Source organism: Limnospira fusiformis SAG 85.79 (genome assembly GCF_012516315.1).
In the GTDB taxonomy this organism is placed as follows: Bacteria; Cyanobacteriota; Cyanobacteriia; order Cyanobacteriales; family Microcoleaceae; genus Limnospira; species Limnospira fusiformis.
Genome location: NZ_CP051185.1, coordinates 6332955 through 6356006 on the forward strand (window position 1 = coordinate 6332955; position 23052 = coordinate 6356006).

Sequence of the window (23052 nt, forward strand, 5' to 3'; positions counted from 1 at the left end):
AATTAATAATGATGGGTGAGAGAGGGCTGATTTATGGTGTCCGCTGAAATTTAGTCTTGACAATTAATAATTAATAATTAATAATTAATAATTAATAATTAATAATGATGGGTGAGAGAGGGCTGATTTATGGTGTCCGCTGAAATTTAGTCTTGACAATTAATAATTAATAATTAATAATTAATAATTAATAATTAATAATGATGGGTGAGAGAGGGCTGATTTATGGTGTCCGCTGAAATTTAGTCTTGACAATTAATAATTAATAATTAATAATTAATAATTAATAATTAATAATTAATAATGATGGGTGAGAGAGGGCTGATTTATGGTGTCCGCTGAAATTTAGTCTTGACAATTAATAATTAATAATTAATAATTAATAATTAATAATGATGGGTGAGAGAGGGCTGATTTATGGTGTCCGCTGAAATTTAGTCTTGACAATTGACAATTGATAGTTGATAATGGGGTGTGAGAGGGGGTTGATTTATGGTGGTCGGCTGAAATTTAGTCTTGACAATTGACAATTGATAGTTGATAATGGGGTGTGAGAGGGGGTTGATTTATGGTGTCCGCTGAAATTCAGCACTAACAGCAGAGCCAGCTCCCACCCCAATTAATAATTGTCAGTCTTAAATTATTAATTGTTAATTGTTAATTGTTAATTATTAATTATTAATTGTTAATTATTAATTGTTAATTGTTAATTGTTAATTATTAATTGTTAATTATTAATTGTTAATTATTAATTGTTAATTATTAATTGTTAATTATTAATTGTTAATTATTAATTGTTAATTATGAACTTAGATCATGGGATTCGCCTAGCCATTGCTGATGACTTTTTTAGTAGTCACAATCAATTGCCACGCAAAATCCAAAACAAAGTATCTGAATTTATCAATCGCTTTCGCCAAAGCCCTACCCGGTCGGGGTTAAATTATGAATCGATTAAAGGGAGTCGAGACAAACGACTAAAATCTGTGCGGGTGGATTTAGATTATCGGGCGATCGTACTGAAACCGGAAACGGGGAATACCTATCTATTGCTATGGGTTGATCAACATGACGATGCTTATCAATGGGCGCGGCGAAAAGTCTGCCAAATTAACCAGGTTTCTGGGTCGGTGCAAATTATCGATGTTGAACAAGTAGAAGCGACTACGGAAAAACTCAAGCAAAGTCACCAGCAACCAGAAGCCCAACCTAAACGCTTTGATGCGATCGCCGATCGGGATTTAATGCGTTTGGGGGTTCCTGAAATTTTACTCCCAGCAGTGCGGGAAATTGTGAGCGATCGCGATGTGGAAGAACTTTTGCCCCATCTCCCCAAGGAAGCCAGCGACGGGATTTTTATGTTAGCTGCTGGCTATCCCCTCCCGGATATTTTCCAACAATTGGAAAGACCAGAACCCAAAGATAATATCGACCCGGATAACCTGGAAGCAGCCCTAGACAATGAGGACAGCCGTTCTCGGTTTATGGTAGTCACCGATGACACAGAATTAGAGGAAATGTTAGCAGCCCCCCTGGAAAAATGGCGGGTTTTCCTTCATCCTACCCAACGGAAATTAGTTGAAAGAGACTGGAATGGGGCGGTGAGGGTACTCGGTGGGGCGGGGACTGGTAAAACTGTGGTGGCGATGCACCGGGCAAAATGGTTGGCAGAAAATCGCTTGACGAAAACGAGCGATCGCCTTTTGTTTACGACGTTTACCCGAAATTTAGCGATCGATATTGAAAACAACCTGAAAACCATTTGCACCCCGGAAGTAATGAAACGCATTCGGGTAATTAACCTAGACTCTTGGGTGACAAGTTTTCTCAAAGAGGAGGGCATCGAAAACCGGATCGTGTACAATAACGAAACGGATGACCTCTGGCAACAAGCCTATACTTTAGCGCCGCCAGAATTAGGATTTCCCCTAAGTTTTTATCGGGAAGAATGGCAGGAAGTGCTACAACAAAACCGCTGCCAAACTCTCAGAGATTATCTAGGTTCCCGTCGCATTGGTCGGGGAACCCGTTTGAGTCGTCAACAGCGACAAGGAATATGGCTGGTTTTTGAGGAGTATCGCAACCTGCTACGAGAAGCGGGATACCGCGAGGCTAATGACGCGATGTATGATGCTATTTCGATTATTCGCGCCAAAGGTCGAGAAATTCTCCCCTATAAAGCGGTAATTGTGGATGAAGCCCAGGATATGAGTAAAGGGGCATTTGAGTTAATTAGGGCGATCGCGGGTCCCCCAACAGCCAATGATATATTCTTGGTCGGAGATGCCCACCAACGCATCTATGGGCAAACTGTCATCCTCAGCCACTGCCATATTGATATTCGCGGACGGTCTAAGAAGTTGCGCCTCAATTATCGCACTACGGACGAAACTCGCAAATGGGCGACAGCGGTTCTGGAAAATTTGGCGATCGATGATTTAGATGGCGGCGTAGATTCTTTACAAGACTACCGTTCAATCATGCACGGCGATGCCCCCATTGTCAAGGGGTTCAAGACTTTTGAGCAGGAAATTTCCTATTTACAAGAGTTATTAACAACCTTGCAAAATCAGGGGAATACTGGCGATCGCAATTCATCGCGAGTTTGCATGGTGTTTCGCACACAATCTCTCATGGAACAGTACGAGTCAGCGTTAGGCAATTATCCAATCAAGATGCAACGAATTAAACGAAATCAACCGGACAATCTCTTAGATGAAGGCATCCGCATCGGCACAATGCACCGAGTAAAAGGTTTACAATTTGATTGGATTGTGCTACCGGGATTAAATGATGATATTTTACCCCTAAAAACCGGTTTAAACGACTGTCCAGACGATGTTTCCAAAGACCGCTTTATCACAGCAGAGCGCTGTTTATTGCACGTCGCCGCCACCCGCGCCAAGCAGCAAGTCCTGATTAGCTATTATGGGAAACCCAGCCCATTTATGGAAAAAAAATAAACCCGATTTCTTAAAAAAAAATAAACCCGGTTTCTTTGAGAAACCGGGTTTCTAAGAGTCTGGTGAGAAACCGGGTTTCTAAGAGTCTGGTGAGAAACCGGGTTTCTGGCTTACGGCCAATTACCGGCACCGGCACTGGTCATGTAAAGGAGCGATCGCTATTTTCGATTTTTGGGCCAAAAACAGCGAAAAAAAAGAAATTAAAAAAATAAATTCAGAAATTGGTAGAGAGCATCGTCTTCTAGTAGAAGGGAGAAAAGAATCAAACAAATCTCTACTTCGACAAACTAATCAAAGGAAAAATGTATGACTCGTATCAGGATTGAATTAATTGATGTGTATTGTGCCGATACCGAAGATATTACGGGAGCCGATGATTTTTATCTTGTCGGTGCCCTAGTCGGTGGTGACGTCACCAAAGCAATTTTGACCCGTCCTATCAAAATCAATGACAAGCAAAGAAAGCAATTTAATCCCCAAGATTCCGTTTTATTTGACGGCAATCTTCTTCCAGGACAAGTCATCAAAGGTGGACTGAAAGCTTATGATGAAGATGCTGGAAAAGACTGGTCTAAGTACGGTGATACGATCACAGCAATTAGCAGTATGGTTTCCAGTGCTATATCTGCTGCCGGACCCTACGGAGTCCTTGCTGGGACGATTCTTTCAGCCGCAACAACTGGCGTTGGCATTCTCGCAAGTCTTGACAAAGATGATTTGCTCGGTGCTTGCGAATTGGAAATTTCTGCCGTAGGACCGGCTAATGAAGTGCGGGAGTGGAAGATGTCTAAGAAAAACACCTTTGTGGGTTGGTCTACCTGGGATTACACGGTTCGATTTATGATTAGTCGTTCCTAAAAAATCGCCATATTTGTAGGCGATATTGCCCGGTGGGGAAAGAATCCCTACCAGACCACCACTCGTGGCGGGGATTCTCAAAACCCCCCAAGTCTTGATTTCCGGCTGTTAAATTAGAGGCGATCGCGTCGGTTATCTATTGATGCGATGTTTCCAAAGACCGCTTTATTACTGCGGAACGCTGTTTATTGCACGTCGCCGCCACCCGCGCCAAGCAGCAAGCCATGATTAGCTATTATGGGAAACCCAGCCCATTTGTGAGCAAAAAATAAACCGGGTTTCTTTGAGTCTGGTGAGTGAAAGAAACCCGGTTTCTCAAAGAAACCGGGTTTCTTTGAGTCTGGCGAGAAACCGGGTTTCTGGCTTACAGCCAATTACCGATTAAAACAAACGCCGCCCAATAGTAGGGATCTCGGTTGCTGGAGTAGGGATAATTGGGCTTGACCCAACCAGAAATTAGCAGCCAATTGCCGATGAAATAGTCCATAATGAATAATCGTCGGTGCAATTGTATCAGTTATGCTTTACCCTGCGCCCCATTACTCCTCAGCCCTTGAACAAGCGGTAGACCGCTATCCGGTTGCAGTCACTCCCGATACGTCGGTAGCAGAGGCGATCGCATTGATAAGCCAATTACAAAATCACTGTCCCTTCCCCCAGGATCTCAGACTAGAACCAGACAGATCTGATTCTAGAACATTAATCCAGCCTACGGGGATACGAGCAAACTGTATATTGGTGGTTGATAAACCCACGCCCTTATGTACAGAATTGGTGGCTCAACCACCAGAACAATCAACGTTATTAGGGATTTTTACGCCCCGTAATTTATTACAACTAATTGCTACGGGAATTTTAGATCATCCCGAAGAAGCCACCCTGGATCACATCAGAATTGGGGAGGTTATGTCAATTCCAATATGTCAACTAACGGAGTCGGAAGATCAGGATATCTTTACGGCGTTGTCTATGTTTCGACAACATCAAATTTTGCATCTACCAGTTGTGAATAGTCAAGGTCATTTAGTGGGAGTAGTCACGCCGGCAAGAATTCGTCAAGTCTTGCAACCTTCTAATATTTTGCGGACTAGACGGGTAGCTGATGAGATAATTACGGACGTTCTTACCGCGCCGGTCAACACTTCTGTATTGACGTTGGCGCAAATGATGGCTACTCATCCAATTGGTTGCGTTGTTATTCATAATCAATTAGCTACCCATAAATTAGAACCTGTGGGTATTGTCACGGCTGAGGATATAGTTTTAGCGCAATTTCTTCAGCTAAATTTAGCGGAAACTACGGCAGCCACTATTATGGGGATTCCTCAATTTTCGTTAAAAGTTCAAGATTCATTATGGCTGGCTCATCAGGAAATGCAAGCCAGACAACTCCAGCGTTTATTGGTTAGTAATAACCAAGGACAATTGCAGGGAATTATTACCCAAATGAGTCTGTTGCGAATGCTCGATCCTACGGAGATGTATCGGGTGATTAGACAGCTTAAGCAGTCTGTATATAAACTGCAAGCGGAGAAAATGGAACTGCTGAGAAGTCGTAATATTAAACTAGAAAAACAGGTGCAAGAACGCACGGCGCAACTCCAGGAGCAATTGCAAAGAGAACGGCTACTAGCTAAAATATCTCTGCAAATTCATCAATCTTTGAACTTAGATGAAATTCTAAATACGACAGTAGCAGAGTTGCGAGATTTTTTGAGTTCCGACCGGGTGGTTATTTACCAAATACTTAATAGTGGTGTGGGGGAATTGGTGGCGGAGTCTGTAGGAGAAGGATGGCGATCGCTCTCGGAAAATAGATTAAATGAATCGGTGATTAATTATTATAAATATACCTTTTTTGACCAGAATATTTATATAGTGGAAGATATCGAAAAAGCGCGAATATCTAAGGAAAAATTGCAGATTTTATCGGATAAAAAAATTCTCGCTTATTTGGTAGTTCCAATTATCCAGGATGGACAACTTTGGGGAACCATTGAAGTTCATCACTGCCAAAAATCTCGTCATTGGCTACCCTCGGAAACTAACCTACTTCAACAATTAGCCACCCAATTGGCGATCGCTATCTATCAAGCCCAACTATATCAGCAAGTTCAAGCCTTGAATACTGACCTAGAAAAACAAGTTCTTGACCGCACGGCAGAATTACAGCGAAAAGTGCAGGAACTCCAACAATTAAACATCCTGAAAGATGAATTTCTCAGCACAGTTCCCCATGAACTTAGGACTCCTTTATCTAATATGAAAATGGCGATTTATATGCTAAAATTGGCTCCGACAGCACAACGTCAACAAGTTTATTTTGACATCCTAGAAAATGAATGTGTCCGGGAAACTAACCTGATTAATGACCTCCTAAATTTACAGAAGCTAGAAGCAGAAAATATTCCCATCAGCTTAGACCTGTTAAATCTAGTGAATTGGATACCCCGAATCACTCAACCCTTTTATTCTAGGGCTAATTCAAGAAAGCTGGTTTTGAATGTGGAATTGCCGCCAGACTTACCCTCTGTACGCACTAATACTAGCAGCCTAGAAAGGATTATTGCAGAACTACTTAATAATGCTTGCAAGTACACGATAGAAGGGGGTGAGATTAATTTAAAATTAGAAACGCTCCCCATTAAATCGGATTTACAAGTATCCCATAAACTCCGGTTGCAAATTGCTAACCAAGCGCAAATACCGGAACAGGAATTACCCCGCATTTTTGATAAATTCTATCGAGTCCAAAATGCTGACCCATGGAAACAAGGGGGAACTGGTTTGGGGTTAGCATTAGTGGAAAAGTTGATCGAACAACTTGAGGGTAAAATTGAAGTTACCAGTCAAAATGGTTGGACTACATTTACTATCGACTTTCCCATCTAATGGGTAGATGTTAAGTTCTGTAAAGCAAAATTGACGGTTTACGGGAGGCAATGGGAGCGAAATTGTTGGGAAAATATGAGTTAAAATGAAGTTTGTATTTTGGGCGTGACGTGGAAAATGGGAAAAGCCAAAACGGACAAACCAACAGAAACTCAAACACCGATAATGACCCGGACACCCCCCTGGGGTAAGGTAATGTTGTTAGAACAGGGGGAACGTTATCGGATCAATCGGATTGTGATTAATCCGGGGTATCATATCAGTACCCAAATGCACTATCATCGTAGTGAACACTGGATTGTAGTGGCGGGAACAGCGAAGGTGAAATGTGGTGATGAAGAAATTATCCTCACGGCGAAGCAGTCTACATACGTCCCGATGAATACCCCCCACCGGGTAGATAATCCGGGAGTGATTCCCCTAGTAATGATTGAAGTACAGAATGGGGAATATTTGGGAGAGGACGACATTATCAGGTTTCCGGAAGTTGATGAGAATATCGATCAATCGGATATTTCCCGTTAATTATCGTCTTGGTCCTCTGTCGGCGATCGCTCCTCGTAGGTAATCACATCTGATTTATATTCGGGTGGTTCCACATGAATTAAAATACGAGCCGGACCATAGCGCTTTTCTAATTGTGCTTCGACGGCTTCAGTAATGTCATGGGCTGTTTCTACATCCTTAGCCCGGACAACCATGTGCATTTCGATAAAAACCTGCCGTCCGATGATACCGCGAGAGGCGATCGCATGACAATTAACGACACCGGGAACAGACATAGCAATCAGCTTAATTTGTTCAGGTGCGATCACCATTCTATCCACCAACCAAGGTAAATTATCGCTAATCACCTCCCACCCGCTGCGAAACACCAAAATAGCGACCGGAAACGCTAACACCACATCCAAAAATTGTAATTGTGGTAAACCCCAAGCATTACCCTGCCACACCCCAATTAATCCGGCGATCACCACAATTGTCGTCCAAATATCACTCATAGTATGTTTAGCGTCCGCCACGAGGAAAGCACTTCCTAGACGCTTACCCACCCGCCGCTCATAATAAGCGATAAAAATATTAATACCCAAGACCACCAACAAAATCCATAAATGTTCAACAGAGACGATCACGGGGTCATTTTCACTGTCTAGCAGACGTTCCACAGCACGGGTGAGGATTTCAAAACAGGCAATTCCCAAAAAAGCGGCAATTCCCAAAGCACCCACCGCATCAAATTTTTGGTGTCCGTAGGGATGTTCGCGATCGGGATGTGGGGAAGCAAAATGATTAGCAACCAATCCTAGCACATTATTCGCCGCGTCGGTGACACTATGCACAGCATCAGCCAACAAACTCAAAGACCCAGTGATCACCCCTAGGGCTACCTTAATCCCGATTACTAATAAATTCAAAGCCAAGGTGATAATCAGAACCCGGCGCACTTGGGAACGGTGATCCACACTCATGATGATACCCTGCTATTTTCCTCAAATTCGCTCTCGAAACTTTCCGGTAAACATCAATCCCCCCCAAACCTCGACATCGGATAATTAAGAGGCGATCGCTAATCGGTACAATTGTTAAGGTAATCATTATTCTACCATTAAAATTATGTCTGCTGCTCCTCTAACTCTCAATTTAATACAGGGCTCAGTAGCCTTGCGCTTCACCCCGCACGCCGCCACCAACTTACAAACAGCCCTAAATGAGTTAACCAAGCTAATAGCAGTGGCTGCTCAATCTACCGCTGGTGGAGGTAGACCCACCCCCCAGAAGTCGATGGAATACCAGTATACCGGAGATGTCTTTCTGGAAGTCTTCTGTAATCCCAACATCTGGCCAAGTCTCTTTGCTGCTAAAGTCTTGATTACCCTCCGCGACGATCGCATTAAACTTACCACGGAGGCTGAATTAACCCAAATCCTTAATGATGTGCAACAATACCTCGAACAGGTTGGCTAAATTCGCGCTATTCACTCCAGTTTTGGCGTAAGTCCCCCCAGACTAGAGCCAAATGCTAGAATATATCCTAGATCCGCGCTAATTAGCCACTTGTTTCTTGTCGTGACGAGTTTTCTGCTACTTATGAATGTCGATAACCTAACCCAAATGCTACACCAAGGATTTCGTGTCACCCTAGGCGCAACATCCTCACTGATTGAAATTCTCCAAGACCCTCAAAAGCGGGAAGCCAACCTGGAAACTATCCAGTCACAGTTAAATGAACTCGCCCAAGAATGGGCGGAAAAAGGCGCTATCACCGAAGAGGAAGCCCGCAGCTTTGTCGATACACTCCTTTCTCAATCAGAATCCACCCAGTCCAGTGAAGTCGATAGTTCAAACATAACTACTCCTACAGATTCCACAGAGTCTGAAGTATCTAGCCCCCAAACCAATGAAATCACCGAAATCCAAAATCTCACCTCTCAAATTGCTAAGTTAAGGGAAGAGTTGGAACGCTTGCGGGAGTCTGATGCTTCCTAATCAACAAAACCAGCCCGTTAGTTAATTAAAGCCAATCCCCCCCACCCGTAGAGACAAGCCTCCCTTGTCTCTACACTTGCTATGATTTTCTGGCATTTGTTCTCGGAACTGTTCCTACAATTGATGATGAACTATTCACCTTTTGAGGAGTCCAATTTCGGGGATTTTGCCGGAATTGAGGATTACTGAAACTATAACTATAAGAACTGAGGGGAACTTCAGGAGAACGGTTCGCAACTACTCCTAAAATGGGGGCGCTCATGTTCGGGTGTTCTTTTAATTGAGCGATCGCATTTTCCAGAACCGAACGATTAATTCGACCCAAACTGGCTACTAACACCATACCACTGGTTTCCGAAGCCAGCAAGTTAGCATCTGCTAATCCTAACATAGGCGGTGCATCATAAATCACCAAATCAAAATCCTGCTCAAGTTTTCGGATTAAATTAATCATCCTATGAGATGATAAAATCCTAATCGGGTCAGGGGGAGTTGAACCTGATGTTAAAACAAACAGATTACTCTCCAAAAAATAGGGCTGAATTACACGCTCTATATCTATATCGAGAGCATCACTAGAAATTAAATCAGTCAACCCCTGCATATTAATTAATCCCAACTGCTGATGGAGACTCGGACATCGCAAGTCACTATCTACCAAAAGCACCTTTCTACCTTGTTCCGCCGCCGCCAAAGCCAGATAAATAGCAGTTGTAGATTTACCTTCCCCAGGGACAGAAGAACTAATCACCATAGACCGAATTTGTTGATCTGGACTCAACAGCCGAATGCTAGTATAAAGGCTTCTAAACGACTCATAAAATGCCGACATGACATTTCCTTGTGACTGATTACTTGACCCAACTCCCAAATCCAAATCTTCGCTATTTTCTAGTGCATAACCATCGGGATTAATATTCTGTGAAACTGTAGACTTCAAATGGCGGTCAAACGGAATAACTCCCAAAATCGGTAACCTTGTCGCCTCCTTAACCTCCTTAACCGTGTAAATCATATTGCTAAGTTGGTCTACCAACAGCGCCAAACCTAATCCTAATAGCAAACCCAAAGCCGTCCCTAAAACTAAATTTTTCTTGAGACTTGCAGAAGAGGGTTTAGGTTCACCCGGAGGAGTTAATAACTCCCAGGGAGCATCCCTTTGAGCCATATCAATTTTAAAAGCCTCCCGTTTTGCCAAAAACTGATTTAAGTTATCCGTAGCAATCAATAACTCTCGCTGAATATCCGTATATTCTCGACTCACTACCGAAAGCTGTTTAACTTCTGCATTAATCCTATCTATGGTATCTTGCAGAATCAGATTTCGTTCTTCTAGGTCTTGAATTTTACTAGCCCACTCTTGACTAACTCGGTTGGTTTCTCTTTGTAAAAGTGGCAATAAACTTTCCCGTTGTTCTTGCAGAATGCTGATTTCTGGACTTTCTTCTAAATAAAGAACCGACTCTTTAGCTATCTGATTATCTATAGCCCGCAGTTGATTCATAATTTCTTGATAACGGGGACTTTCCATCAGTACAGAAGCCACCGCATATTCCGGGGATTGATTAGCGAGTTCCCTTTGTAGGTTCGCATACAAGGCTTTAGCTTGACCCAGTTGCAGCTGATTTTCTAAAAGTTGTTGTTCAATTGACGTTACCTGAGTTGAGAGTTTACTACCCTCAGTTTCCGGGTTTAACAGATTATTGGTTTGGCGGAGAGTCTGTAGTCTTTCTTGCTGATTATCAACTCTTTGTTGTAATTGTGGTATTTGCTCACCCACAAACTCAATACCTTTGAGAATATCTTGTTGTCTGGTTTCTAAGCTATAGTTTAAAAATGCTTGTGAAACCAAATCTAAAACCGACTTAACCAAATTTTTATTAGGGTGCTGATATCCTACTATTAAAATATTTTCAGGAGTCGGCTTGATTCTCAGATTACTGGCAATAAATTTATAAGTAATACCCGGATATTGAGACTGAAGTTCCTCTACAATCGGAACAATAACCCTGGGGCTAGTCAGTAGTTTAAGTTGTACTGCGTCCAGGGTCACAGCTACGATTTCTTCTCGATGACTAAGAGTTTGGGGATTAGCAGAGGAAATTACCTGAGTAGAAATAGCGACTGGCTGAGTTAATATTTCCAACTCAGCTTGATAGATGGGTGTATCAGTAATAGCCTTGTAGACAGCCGCCCCAGCTACCACAATTGTCACTCCACTAATCAGTAAAAGTTTCCGACGAACAGCCCCCAACAGCCGCCCCAAGTCTAAGCCGCCTTCATCATCATCAAGGTGAGTATTGTAAGTCATGGCTATGAATTTGGTGATTGCTTAGGTGCGATCGCCTTATATTCAGCGATAGCACTACATTCTATCTCTCAGTATACTCGGTTGAGTTATGGATCAACTGAGTACATCCAGCCATCAAGCCGCCCCGGAATTAGCTCCATTGAACAACTCGAAGATTTGCCTACAGAATAATTTTAACTTATCGGCTCCCTCATCGGCAGGTTGACACTCACCCCAAAATTGCCAATTGTCTACGGTGGAGACTTTCCACTGTTGTCCACGGTGATCATATCCAGCGGCTTCGACTCCGATCGCCCTAAGTCTAGTCTCATAAGGATCATCATACAGTCGGATCTGAATCAAAATACAGCGACTTTGCATCAACCGACTTCTACCGGGAAAGTTAAAACCAATGTCGATGGAGTCTGGGTCAACTAATTCCCTAGTCTCTGGGTCATTCATCCAGGGCTTGAGGTCTACCCGCACATCGGGAAACTGTGCTTTAAATAGATTAACGACAGAAGCAATTTTGCTGGCAACTTCGAGATTATTAGCTTGTTCGGCTGCATTCACTTTGTGCTGGTCCTCCGAAAAACAGTCCTATCAAAAATCAGATGATGGTGGATTTTTGCATCGTAACCGAGATTTATGAAAAAATCAGGTTATGGTCGAACATAAACCCATTACAGGGTATCTCTGACCGGGTGTGGTGGCAGGTTATTTAATTGCTGTTGGTCCGTAAATAGTCAAAATGCTGCAAAAATCGGTAGGATCGAAAAAGTGATCGAAAAAATTTGACAGGAGAACATAACATGGATCTGGTGGTACTCCAGAATCAGTTAGATAACATTTCATTTGCCATTCTGCTAATCACAATGTTGATTTACTGGGTAGGGGCTGCATTTCCTCAAATACCCACCTTGCAGGGCTTAGGAACGGCTGGTATGGCGATCGCCAACCTGTCCATAGCAGCCCTATTAGGGGCTAGATGGATGGAAGCGGGATATTTTCCCATTAGTAACCTCTACGAGTCCCTATTTTTCCTGGCTTGGGGGATTACCGCCATGCACTTAGTGGCGGAAAACATGAGTGGTAGCCGTTTGGTCGGTGTGGTAACAGCCCCGGTAGCTATGGCGATCGCCGCCTTTGCAGCCCTCAAGCTACCCGCCCCCATGCAACTATCAGAACCTTTAGTCCCAGCCCTAAAGTCCAACTGGTTAATGATGCACGTTAGCGTCATGATGATCAGTTATGCCACCCTGATGGTGGGTTCCCTATTGGCGATCGCCTTTTTAATTCTAACTCGCGGCCAAGCCGTCCAACTTAGTGGCAGTTCCCTGGGGACCAGAATTTCCCGGAATCATAAATCATCCCTTCTGGAAGTACAAACCATTACCACTTCCCCTAATGCTCTGCTATCGACCTCCAAACCTTCAGAATTGGCTGCTGCTACCAACGGTCAAGGTTCTACCGCCCTTCTCGAGTTAGTTACCCCTTCAACAGGCCAACCAACCAGCACCGCCACCCTATCACCCCAACGTCTCAGCCTAGTAGAAACCATTGATAACATCAGCTATCGGATCATCGGTTTAGGTTTTCCCCTACTCACCATTGGCATTATTGCTGGTGCAGTTTGGGCTAATGAGGCTTGGGGTTCTTACTGGAGTTGGGACCCCAAAGAAACCTGGGCTTTAATCACCTGGTTAGTTTTCGCCGCCTATCTCCACGCCCGCATTACCCGAGGATGGCAAGGCAGGAAACCCGCCATTCTAGCTTCTGTAGGATTTTTGGTAGTTTGGGTGTGCTACTTAGGAGTTAACCTATTAGGCAAGGGTCTCCACTCCTATGGTTGGTTCTTCTAACAAATAGTGCGGCACAAAGGGCGAGTTCTGCAATCATCTCTATTTTCCCCAGACTTTTGAGAACCCGCCCGTACATATTCTACAGGGTGGAAACAAGGGCTAATACCTGATTACTGCCCTGATCCCAAATTCACTAAAAAGGAAATTTCATGAACAACCTAACTCGTATTTTGGATGATAACGACGTACTCCATACCGGTTCGAGTACCCTCATGTTTCAATGCACCTTCAAGGTCAGCGAATTTCTGACTATGATGCAGTCTAAGTTGGAAGAGGAAAATCTTTTTGGGGAAGGCATTGAGTGCGAACTACTTACCCCCGGCGGCCCCTGGGAAAAGGGTCGGTTTCAAATCTGTTTAGAGTTCGTCAGTGATAATGTTACCAGCGCGAACGCTATCCCATCTGTTGACTATGGCATGATGGGCGGCAGCGATACTCCTGAAGTTTTGCCAGCCCATATTCGACGACAAACCCAAAGAATTGGTATGTGGAGTTAGCAGGACGTAACTCTCATCTCAGGATTGATTCTGGGAAGCAGCCACCGATTCACGAGGGTCGGTGGCCGGAGGGTGTCAGATATTACAAACCTAAATCCAATTTCCACCCGTTCAATTTACCAGTGTGATGGGGCGCTAAATCCGCGACAACTAAGCGCCAAGTCCCCTGTGGTGAGTGATTTAGTAACTCTCTCATGTAGGGAGTCGTCTGGAGATTATAGGTAGTTTTCAAAACCTTATTGCCTCCCAAAGTGCGACCTTGGAGCAGAACCTCCTCCCCGTGTGGAGGAATTAACCGCACTTCCAAATCACCCAAAAATTGATGCTCGATATCGACAGTCACCTGGATATCTAAAATCGGGCTAGTATTAGCAACAGAAATAGTGCTAGTCACCCCCTGGGGGTTATGATCGGGGATATTTAAAACCCGGTTATTAGATTGCTCCACCCGCCTTTGCACCTGTTGGCGGCTTACTCGTTGACTTTGAGCCATTTTCACGGCTTTTTCGGCATTAACTCGACCGTAGCCAAACCATTGGGAATATCCATTACCATCATAGGTTCCCATACTGATACCCAACTGAGGATCAGCATCAGGGTCTACAATCTTATCGGCGGTTTGTTCAATGATGCGGCGCACTTCCCTAGCACTGAGATCAGGATTAACAGATAAGACCAGAGCAGCTACTCCAGCCACGAGAGGAGTGGCGGCGGAAGTTCCTCCAAAATGGGATGTAAAGTCACCCTGATCATAGCCGGCTGCACCTACGCGATCGGTGGTAAAAACTCCTAAACCACGCAGAGCGGTTCTAATCGCTGGAGGGGTTCCAATATAGCCAGTTTCTTGGAGCCACATTCCGGGGGGGGCATTGTTACTGGGCGCACAGACGGTGATTCCGGTTCCCCAATTGCTGTAGGCGGCTTTTTTATTAAGACTGGTACAGGCGGATACGGAAATTACATCAGGATGAACCGCAAATCCAGATAACCATCTGACTCGGCCTGATATGACATTATTAGGCCAGCCACTTTCATTAATGGTTCCGTTGATGGGGCGATTGGCGTTTCCGGCCGCAAATAATACGACGCAGCCTCGACCGTTGCGCCCTACGGTGGCGGCTTTGGTAATTACTGCTTGCTGTCGTATGGACAAGGGGAAAGAAACGGCACTAGCCCCCCAACTACAGGAGATGACAGAGGCTCGGTTATTGATAGCCCAATCAAAAATCCTTTCGACTGATTCATCATCGAGATATCCAGTGGTACGAATGGGCATTAAGGCACAACCTGGCGCAACTCCGACGATACCTTTGCCATTTTCTTCGGCGATCGCTAATCCGGCGCAGGCGGTTCCGTGGTTATCTGAAGGAGATTGTGGTGAGGGGAGACGATTTTGGCCTTTCAGGTCAATGGGGGCGACAATTTTTCCTATACCCTGAAAATCCGGGTGATTCAGGTCGATCGCATCATCGGTAATAGCAACCACTATAGATCTGGTTCCTCGGGTAATATCCCAAGCTGGTTCTACCGAGATATGAGCATCAGGAGCTACGTCAGCACCTCCGGTATTATGGAGATACCACTGACGCGGGTAGAGAGGATCACTAGGTCGATAATACTTTTGGCTTTTGACCACAATATTCGGTTCTGCTACTAGAACTTCTGGGTTCCAGGTCAGGCGGTTAGCAATTTTAATCGGATTTTCTTTAGCTTGGCGGATGACTTCATAAACAAAGGTGTTGGGAACACCATAGACGGATTTTAATAGTCTCAAACCTTGGCTGTTGGCGATCGCATTGCGGTTGGACTCCTCAACATCTTCGTTAAACTGAATGGTGATTTGATTGGTCAGATACATAACCATTCCCGGATTATTATCAGCCTGATAGACATGACTCGCAAAAGCCACCCGATCTGACTGACGAGCCAGTTCCATCGCCTGATCTAGTTCTGTGTCTTTTACCTTAACCTCTTGGAGTTCTGGTGGTACTGAGGAAGTTTCCTCAATGTGGATAGGCAAATTTTCCAAGTTTTCTGCCTCAGATACAACCGGGGTAAACTGAGGGCCACTATCCGTGACTGGTTGTTTTGGCGTGAGTCCATCAGCCTGACCCGGTAGGGGGCTGACTCCAGCACCGCCTACTGGGGGTGTGGAAACCAGGCGAACCGTAAACCGCCCAGGAACTTTAGTAATTGCCAGTTCCTCACCTCCCCGTTGTAGAATGCTGCCAAGACTTTCTTCGGGAACACCTATGCCCTGATATTGTTGATCGTTAATCTCGTAGGGGTTAGCTGATGTCATTTTGTTATAATCCTCAAAACTGCTCACTATTATTGGCTCAATAGATTAAGTCCGATGTTAATGGTTGACCGAATCAAGCTGGTTGGGATGGATGGTCATCCTATAAAGACTATAACCCTTGGCTGGTCAGGATCTACAACAGTTTTGCTCAACTCCCACAATTTGGCCAGAAAATGATAAGATCCGTAAACATAAATAACCTTTCATTTCGCGATCGCATGATGCTGTCCCGTTTCATAGTCCGCTATCCGCAAGTTTGTCTGAGTATATTGGCATCAGTCTTAACTGTTTTCACCGTCTCAGGCAGTGCTACAACGGTTATGGCTCAAGATCCTTCTGTGTATGATGAGCCCACAGGTGAAGGGTCCGGCTCTGAATTTCCTCGAGATTTAAGTCCGACTCCAGTACCTATGAATCCTCAAGATATGCGCCCATTGAGCCTTGATAGTAGTTTTTTAAGTGTTCAAGGGGGGGAGCGCTTGTTAGCCGAAGCCGGGGAAGCCATTAGTAACGAGAATTACGCCCAGGCGGCGAGGAAACTCCAGGAGGCGCGGCAAATTTTCAATCAGCTTTCCAATTTTCATCAACAGTTAGCCAGCAGTTTCTCAGGGGTTGACAACCGCATTGCTGACCAACATCGCAATGAGGCCAGAGATACCGCTCAAATGAGGGATACAGCCACTTATCAATTGGCTTTAGTCCATCGCGCCCAAAATCAACCCGAGTTAGCGGTTCCCCTGCTGGTGCAAATTATTCGTTCTCAAGCCCCAACCCGGGATTTAGGCCAAAAAGCATATCAACAATTACTTGAATTAGGATTTGTCAGCAGTCCCGCCAGGGGTAGTGCTTCTTCTAACCCGGCGACCACTTCCAATGCTCAATAATTCATCTACAATCAAACATAGTCGTTTCATAGGAATCCCATGATCACCCTTTCCCAAGTTGAGGCAATGATTAAGTCTGAGTTGCCTGATGCTGTTGTTAAAGTTGAAGACCTCGGCGGCGGCGACCATTTACAGGCTGTAGTGGTTTCGCCTCTGTTTGAGGGCAAAACCCTGGTGAAACAACATCAGATGGTTTATAAAGCTGTTAAGCAAGCTATGGCAACAGAGGCCATTCATGCCCTGGCCCTGAAAACTTATACCCCCCAAGAGTGGTCAAAAGTCAACCAGGCTGCTTAATTTGTTGATCTAAGTTGTCAATAACTGAATTGAATAATCACTATGAATCCTGAAGTAGAAGCCAGAATTGAAAACCTGATTAACCAGCACAAGGTTTTTGTGTTTATGAAGGGTACCAAGTTGATGCCCATGTGCGGTTTTTCCAATAACGTGGTACAAATTCTCAATAGTTTAGGGGTTCCCTTTGAAACCCTCGATGTTTTGGAAGATGGAGAAATTCGCCAAGGCATTAAGGAATATTCAAACTGGCCGACCATTCCCCAAGTTTACGTCAATGGCGAATTTGTCGGCGGTTCCGATGTGATGATTGAGCTATATCAGAAGGGCGAACTACAAGAGATGCTAGAGGTGGCTTTGGCATCATAGTCGGACTTACTAATTAACTCCCAGACCCAGCCTTCGAGTGGCTGGGTTTGGTAACAATATCTAGTAGTAGTCTACTTCTGGTTGCGGTAGGGGAGTCATTTCCAAGTTAGACGGGTCGTTGATGTACCTAAAGGTTTCTTCCTCTAGGCGGTGAATTTGATAAGGTTCGAGGACGTTTGTATTTCTCAGGGCGGCAATGTAGCCATCTACAAACATTCTAAGCTCATCATAACGATAGCCTCGATTCCACATTTCGACGAGGGAATCGGTGATTTTTTGGTAGTGCCGGATGGTCTGAGCATTCTGTAACATGGTGGAAACCTCAAGTTATAATCTATATGTTGGGGGTATGGTTAAGGGATTAGTCTCTACCTTGATTCAGTTTTATACACCTCACCGATATGGATTTCTGGCATTCTAGCTGAATCGGACTATGATTGAAAAGACTTGGACCTCTAGTTATAGGTTTCCCTGGACTGATGGCAATTGTTTCAACTTCTTACTGATTCCCCTCATTGTGATCATAATGCACCCCGGAAAATTACGGGGGTTGTGGGCTGATGGCCGCTTTAAGGTTGATGCCTCTCTCCCTCTGTGATTTTTATATTAACCTAATTCTGATCATAGATATAGGGTGGATTGCCGATCGCAAGGGTAGCAGGAGTTACAAAATGATGATTTAGACTCTGTTAACCTTGTGTGCAATTATTGATAAAGGAAGCTGGCACCAGTGGGATCTGCTTATATTTCAATTATTGAAGGAAATCCGCACCTGCGATCGCTGTTAGGTTGGCATCTTCAGCACGTTGGTTATTCGGTGTGTCAATCTGCGGACTTTCATCATGCTAGAGAGGTGTTTTACACTACTCAGCCTAGTTTAGTAGTTCTTGATGCAGAATTACCAGGCGGCAATAGTCTAGAATTCTGCCAGTGGCTACTACAGCAACGACAGTCTTTAATCCTGATGCTTTCGGCTCGGAATACGGAATCTGATATTGTCCGTGGTTTGAGAGCCGGAGCCGATGATTATCTAACTAAACCTTTTGGAATGCAGGAGTTTTTGGCGAGAGCTGAAGCACTTATGCGTCGCACCCGCAATGTTGCTCCTCCTACCAGTTTAGATTATGGGGATTTGAAAATTGATTTGGTACAGCGTCGGGTTTATCTTCTGGGTCAACTGATAGAACTGACTCCCCAAGAGTATAGTCTTCTTTATGTTTTGGCTCAAAATGATGGGGAGCCTCTCAGTCGTTCGGAACTTTTACGGCGCGCTTGGCCAGATTATATTGATAATCCCCGCACGATTGATACTCATGTTCTATCATTACGCAAAAAGATGGAAACTGACCCTCGACAGCCTAGTTTAATTCAAACGGTTCGTAATATTGGTTATCGATTGAATTTGGATGTTCTTAAACCTGATCCAAGTTGGTATCCTAGTGTTAATGGTCAATTACCACCAATTCAGGCTAAAACTGGTAGCTAATTGTGAGGATTCGGTAGGGTGCGTCAGCACCAGTATATCAATGGCATTGTTAACCAGAACATTCACAACTGACGCACCCAATAAAAGGCTTTTACTCGGTTTGTATGATTCCCTATATAGGGAATAGAGTTGAGAAAAAGCCGTTTTTAGTTATGGGCAATGATGGTAAATTTATTAATCAGATAAATCCACCATATTGCAGATAATAAATCAGCCGTTTTTGATGGAAAATCTCATCAGGTTAAATTTGGGTTTATAGGGTGCGTATCGCAGGGGAATATCGAAAAGCAGAGATTGCTTTAAAAGGCTTTTGTAATGGCAAAAAGTGTCAAAGGTTGCTTGACCGTGATATTTACCGATACCGCTTTCTCCTACGCCTCCAAAAGGCAAAGATTGACCCCCAACTTGCATAATAGTTTCATTGAAACAAATACCCCCAGATGAGGTTTCTTGAAGAACGCGCTGTTGTGACTGTTTATTACGCGAAAATAGGTAAAGTGCGAGAGGTTTGGGTCTGGCGTTAATTTGACTAATCGCATCTCCTAAATCATTATATGTCAAGATAGGTAAAATCGGCCCAAAGATTTCGTCTTGCATGATGGGGTCTTCCCAGGAAACCTCATCAATTAGGGTGGGAGAAATATAGCGATCGCTTTCATCAAATTTCCCACCAGCGACAATCTTACCATCATGTATTAACTCAGTTAACCGATGAAAATGATAGTGATTAATAATCCTCCCATAGTCGGGACTTTGCTGCGGTTCGGAGCCATAAAAACTCTCAATACAGCCAATCATAGCTGTAATTAAGTCCGATTTAATGCGGCGGTCTACCAATAAATAATCGGGAGCTATACAAGTTTGACCAGCATTAATAAACTTACCCCAAACTATCCTTTTGGCGGTATAATCTAACTGAGTATCAGCATCGACAATACAGGGACTTTTGCCACCCAATTCTAAGGTAACGGGAGTCAGATGTTTGGCGGCGGCGGTCATGACAATTTTACCGATACGCTTCCCTCCGGTAAAAAAGATGTGGTCGAAGGGTTCATCTAATAGTTGTTGGCTAACTTCTACCCCCCCTTGAACAGTGGCAATATAGTTAGGTGAAAAAGTTTTGCTAATCAGATCAGCTACGACTTGGGAAGTGTGAACAGCTAGTTCAGAGGGTTTGAGGATAGCACAATTCCCGGCAGCGATCGCACCAACTAGGGGAGAAATGACCAATTGAAACGGATAATTCCAAGGTCCGATAATTAAGACAACTCCCAAAGGTTCAGGATAGATATAGCTAGAAGCCGGAAAGGCGGTGACGTGGGTCTTGACCCGGCGAGGTTTGACCCAGGACTTTAGATTTTTGAGAGCATATTTAATTTCTCCGAGGGTGGACAGTTCAAACAACCCTTCTAACTCAGGACGGCCTAAGTCAGCTTTGACTGCTTCTAGGATAGGTTGTTCAAAATCGGCGATCGCCTGTTGGAGTCGTCGCAGTTGCGAGAGTCGGAAGTCTACCTGTTTAGTCTGTCCGGTGGCAAAAAATTGTCGCTGTTGGCTGATAATTTCCGAGATATTCAAGTTTTCTGTCATTATTGAGAATTTCCTTATGGTTAGAAGTTCCCCTGTTATAGACCAGGGTACTGACAGTCTGCTATATCTGGTTATGGTGGCATAACAGACTATTGTTACCTGTTCTACTGCCCTCTGGATAGTTACTGCTGGCGCAGTTTCCCCTATCCTTAGTGTAATAGTGCGATCGCTAATTTCGTTAACAGTGAAGCGGTAAGCCTCAACTCAGGTACCAAAGAAATTGACATGGACATGAAAGAGATTCTATATCTGGAAATTCCTAACCCCGATACACACAGCGTTTGTACCTGGTTGCAGCAAACGTTTAATCCGGGGGTGGGCGAGAAAATGATCACCCCAGACGGGTTTCGCCTGAAATTTCCTCAACAGGGGTCTGGGGAATTGTCGGTGTTTACTTGGTCAGTCCAACGCACAACCTATCTCAAGGTTTTTCGGGTGGGGACTGTGGGAAGTTCTCAAGAAAAACAGGTACTCAACAGCCTGGAAACTGGGTTAAGACAGGAGTTTCCCTATCAGTATCCTGAACCTCCAGCCATTGATTTGTCGAAGGAGTCGATTTTTGAGGCTTTGGCTGCCTATTATCCCCAAACGGTCAAATATTTTCAGAAAATCCCTAATGGGGAATATGACTTAAAACGGGTGTACTGGTGGGAAAAACGCTGGCGGGAGGGGGTGAGAAATCCACAAACTCCTAAACAGGTCATTTTTACTGAGGCGAGAACCGACTCTGATGGCGAGTTGCCTAGTTATGACCTAATTTATGTTGGTGGGGCTTTAGGGGTCATTCATGCGGCGGTAATGGCACGTTTAGGGTATCGGGTGCTATTGATGGAACGTCTCCCCTTTGGTCGGATGAACCGGGAATGGAATATTTCTCGGAGTGAATTACAGAGTTTAATTGACCTGGGATTGTTCACCGGGGCGGAAGTAGAGAGTTTTATCGCTAGGGAGTATAAGGACGGTTTCCACAAGTTTTTTGATGCTAATAATCCCCCCATCGCTAAGGGGGAAGTTTTGCATACTCCTCGGGTGTTGAATGTAGCCATAAATACCGATAAATTGCTGTCTTTGTGTGGTGAAAAACTGCGACAGGCGGGGGGAGAAATTTGGGATCAAACCGAGTTTATTCGGGCGGATATTGGGGGCGATCGCGTTAAGGTTACCGCTACTGATTTGACTACTAATTCCGAACGCATAGCTACGGGAAGGTTATTGGTTGATGCTATGGGGACCGCTTCCCCTATTGCTTGGCAACTTAATGGCGATCGCACTTTTGATAGTGTTTGTCCTACCGTCGGGGCTGTGATTAATGGTGGGTTTGAACCTGGAGTTTGGGATTCTAATTATGGGGATGTTCTCCACAGTCATGGGGATATTTCCAAGGGTCGCCAATTGATTTGGGAGTTGTTCCCCGGCGAAGGTGATGAGTTGACTATTTATCTGTTTCACTATCATCAGGTTAATCAGATTAACCCCGGTTCTCTGTTGGAAATGTACGAGGATTTCTTTACCATTTTACCAGAATATCGTCGTTGTAATCTGGATAATTTGGTGTGGAAAAAGGCGACTTTTGGCTATATTCCCGGTTATTTCAGTCTGGGAGGAAGCGATCGCACTGTCGCCTATGACCGTTTAATTGCTATTGGAGATGCTGCTTGTCTTCAGTCTCCTTTAGTGTTTACAGGTTTTGGTTCTTTGGTGCGGAATTTATCCCGTTTAACCGATTTATTAAATACCGCACTCAAGCATGATTTACTAACCAAATACTACCTGAATAAAATTCGCGCCTACCAAAGCAATATCGCCGTTACTTGGTTATTTTCTAAGGGAATGATGGTTCCCACCGGGCGTTATCTTCCTCCTCAAAGAATCAACTCCATTTTGAATACTTTTTTTGGGCTTTTGGCTACAGAACCCGAAGAAGTGGCTAATACATTTATTAAGGATAGGACAGACTGGTGGACCTTTAACCGTCTGGCTTTGAAAGCCGCGCGCATGAACCCCCAGTTGCTGATTTGGATTTTAGATTTTGTCAATACTGGGGAAGTTATCCGCTGGATGATTAGTTATTTTACCTTCACCTGGTTGGCGTTCATCAGTTGGCTATTTAGTTGGGTTCCCCCCCTCGCGCGTCGCCTTCAACCCTGGTTAGAACCTCGTTATCCGGGGCTATGGCTGTTATTATTATCCACCAGTTATGTACTGACAGATGGTTTGGGACAGCATCAACCACCACTTCTCAGGAAGTTACAACCCAGGACTTCTTAATCATTCATGA

General features: G+C 44.2%; 19 protein-coding genes. 13 read left to right on the plus strand and 6 right to left on the minus strand.

What is annotated here, in order from left to right; genetic code table 11:
* Positions 1 to 803 precede the first annotated feature (803 nt).
* The 4 genes from HFV01_RS29650 (at position 804) to HFV01_RS29665 (ending at position 7238) form a co-directional block, all read left to right on the plus strand.
* The gene (locus HFV01_RS29650) at positions 804 to 2963 is read left to right on the plus strand and encodes a UvrD-helicase domain-containing protein (RefSeq protein WP_006668285.1); all 2160 of its coding nucleotides are present in this window, start codon (positions 804 to 806) and stop codon (positions 2961 to 2963) included.
* A 306-nt stretch (positions 2964 to 3269) separates the two neighbouring features.
* On the plus strand, positions 3270 to 3821 hold the full coding sequence (locus tag HFV01_RS29655; protein WP_046318747.1) for a hypothetical protein: 552 nt from the start codon (positions 3270 to 3272) through the stop codon (positions 3819 to 3821).
* Between the two features lie 519 nt (positions 3822 to 4340).
* Positions 4341 to 6713: a CBS domain-containing protein gene (locus HFV01_RS29660; RefSeq protein ID WP_187757651.1), complete on the plus strand. Its 2373-nt coding sequence runs from the start codon at positions 4341 to 4343 to the stop codon at positions 6711 to 6713.
* 117 nt (positions 6714 to 6830) lie between these two features.
* A complete protein-coding gene (locus HFV01_RS29665) occupies positions 6831 to 7238 on the plus strand; it encodes a phosphomannose isomerase type II C-terminal cupin domain (protein ID WP_006622943.1) in 408 nt (135 codons plus the stop codon).
* On the opposite strand, the gene cdf31 is transcribed toward HFV01_RS29665, so the two are convergent.
* Complete coding sequence (gene cdf31 / locus HFV01_RS29670; RefSeq protein WP_006622945.1) at positions 7235 to 8182, minus strand: CDF family zinc efflux transporter Cdf31; 948 nt, start codon at positions 8180 to 8182, stop codon at positions 7235 to 7237. The two genes, HFV01_RS29665 and cdf31, sit on opposite strands and share 4 nt — an antisense overlap.
* Before the next feature lie 145 nt (positions 8183 to 8327).
* Here cdf31 and HFV01_RS29675 point away from each other — a divergent pair, with 145 nt between their 5' ends.
* Positions 8328 to 8678 (plus strand): hypothetical protein, encoded by a 351-nt coding sequence (locus HFV01_RS29675; RefSeq protein WP_006622947.1) that lies wholly within the window; start codon positions 8328 to 8330, stop codon positions 8676 to 8678.
* 123 nt (positions 8679 to 8801) lie between these two features.
* On the plus strand, positions 8802 to 9200 hold the full coding sequence (locus HFV01_RS29680; protein ID WP_006622950.1) for a hypothetical protein: 399 nt from the start codon (positions 8802 to 8804) through the stop codon (positions 9198 to 9200).
* A gap of 79 nt (positions 9201 to 9279) precedes the next feature.
* On the opposite strand, the gene HFV01_RS29685 is transcribed toward HFV01_RS29680, so the two are convergent.
* Together HFV01_RS29685 and HFV01_RS29690 are read right to left on the minus strand one after the other, a co-directional pair.
* Complete coding sequence (locus tag HFV01_RS29685) at positions 9280 to 11511, minus strand: GumC family protein (RefSeq protein ID WP_006622951.1); 2232 nt, start codon at positions 11509 to 11511, stop codon at positions 9280 to 9282.
* A gap of 114 nt (positions 11512 to 11625) precedes the next feature.
* On the minus strand, positions 11626 to 12063 hold the full coding sequence (locus HFV01_RS29690) for a Tery_1686 family protein (protein ID WP_006622953.1): 438 nt from the start codon (positions 12061 to 12063) through the stop codon (positions 11626 to 11628).
* Between the two features lie 239 nt (positions 12064 to 12302).
* Here HFV01_RS29690 and ccsB point away from each other — a divergent pair, with 239 nt between their 5' ends.
* A complete protein-coding gene (ccsB, locus tag HFV01_RS29695; RefSeq protein ID WP_008055904.1) occupies positions 12303 to 13352 on the plus strand; it encodes a c-type cytochrome biogenesis protein CcsB in 1050 nt (349 codons plus the stop codon).
* A 149-nt stretch (positions 13353 to 13501) separates the two neighbouring features.
* Positions 13502 to 13849, plus strand: coding sequence for a KGK family protein (locus HFV01_RS29700; RefSeq protein ID WP_006668289.1), 348 nt, complete (start codon positions 13502 to 13504; stop codon positions 13847 to 13849).
* A gap of 82 nt (positions 13850 to 13931) precedes the next feature.
* On the opposite strand, the gene HFV01_RS29705 is transcribed toward HFV01_RS29700, so the two are convergent.
* Positions 13932 to 16151, minus strand: coding sequence for a S8 family serine peptidase (locus tag HFV01_RS29705; protein ID WP_035759016.1), 2220 nt, complete (start codon positions 16149 to 16151; stop codon positions 13932 to 13934).
* Positions 16152 to 16369: 218 nt separating this feature from the next.
* Between HFV01_RS29705 and HFV01_RS29710 the strand changes: the two genes are divergently transcribed.
* From HFV01_RS29710 to grxD, 3 genes are read left to right on the plus strand one after another with little or no spacing between them, the layout of a single operon-like run.
* Positions 16370 to 17035 (plus strand): hypothetical protein, encoded by a 666-nt coding sequence (locus HFV01_RS29710; RefSeq protein WP_006668291.1) that lies wholly within the window; start codon positions 16370 to 16372, stop codon positions 17033 to 17035.
* Between the two features lie 39 nt (positions 17036 to 17074).
* Positions 17075 to 17332 carry a BolA family protein gene (locus tag HFV01_RS29715; RefSeq protein ID WP_006622964.1) on the plus strand — a complete coding sequence of 86 codons (258 nt, stop codon included), beginning with the start codon at positions 17075 to 17077 and terminating at the stop codon, positions 17330 to 17332.
* A gap of 42 nt (positions 17333 to 17374) precedes the next feature.
* The gene (gene grxD, locus HFV01_RS29720; protein WP_006622965.1) at positions 17375 to 17698 is read left to right on the plus strand and encodes a Grx4 family monothiol glutaredoxin; all 324 of its coding nucleotides are present in this window, start codon (positions 17375 to 17377) and stop codon (positions 17696 to 17698) included.
* 60 nt (positions 17699 to 17758) lie between these two features.
* Here the strand turns inward: grxD and HFV01_RS29725 are convergent, their stop codons facing one another.
* Entirely contained in the window at positions 17759 to 18010 is a 252-nt protein-coding gene (locus HFV01_RS29725; RefSeq protein WP_006622967.1) for a DUF6761 family protein, read from the minus strand.
* Positions 18011 to 18428: 418 nt separating this feature from the next.
* Between HFV01_RS29725 and HFV01_RS29730 the strand changes: the two genes are divergently transcribed.
* Complete coding sequence (locus HFV01_RS29730; RefSeq protein ID WP_006622969.1) at positions 18429 to 19184, plus strand: response regulator transcription factor; 756 nt, start codon at positions 18429 to 18431, stop codon at positions 19182 to 19184.
* Between the two features lie 210 nt (positions 19185 to 19394).
* Here the strand turns inward: HFV01_RS29730 and HFV01_RS29735 are convergent, their stop codons facing one another.
* Positions 19395 to 20774: an aldehyde dehydrogenase gene (locus tag HFV01_RS29735; RefSeq protein ID WP_006622970.1), complete on the minus strand. Its 1380-nt coding sequence runs from the start codon at positions 20772 to 20774 to the stop codon at positions 19395 to 19397.
* Positions 20775 to 21005: 231 nt separating this feature from the next.
* On the opposite strand from HFV01_RS29735, the gene HFV01_RS29740 reads away from it, so the two are divergent.
* Entirely contained in the window at positions 21006 to 23042 is a 2037-nt protein-coding gene (locus HFV01_RS29740) for an NAD(P)/FAD-dependent oxidoreductase (protein WP_039932214.1), read from the plus strand.
* The last annotated feature ends 10 nt before the right edge of the window (positions 23043 to 23052 follow it).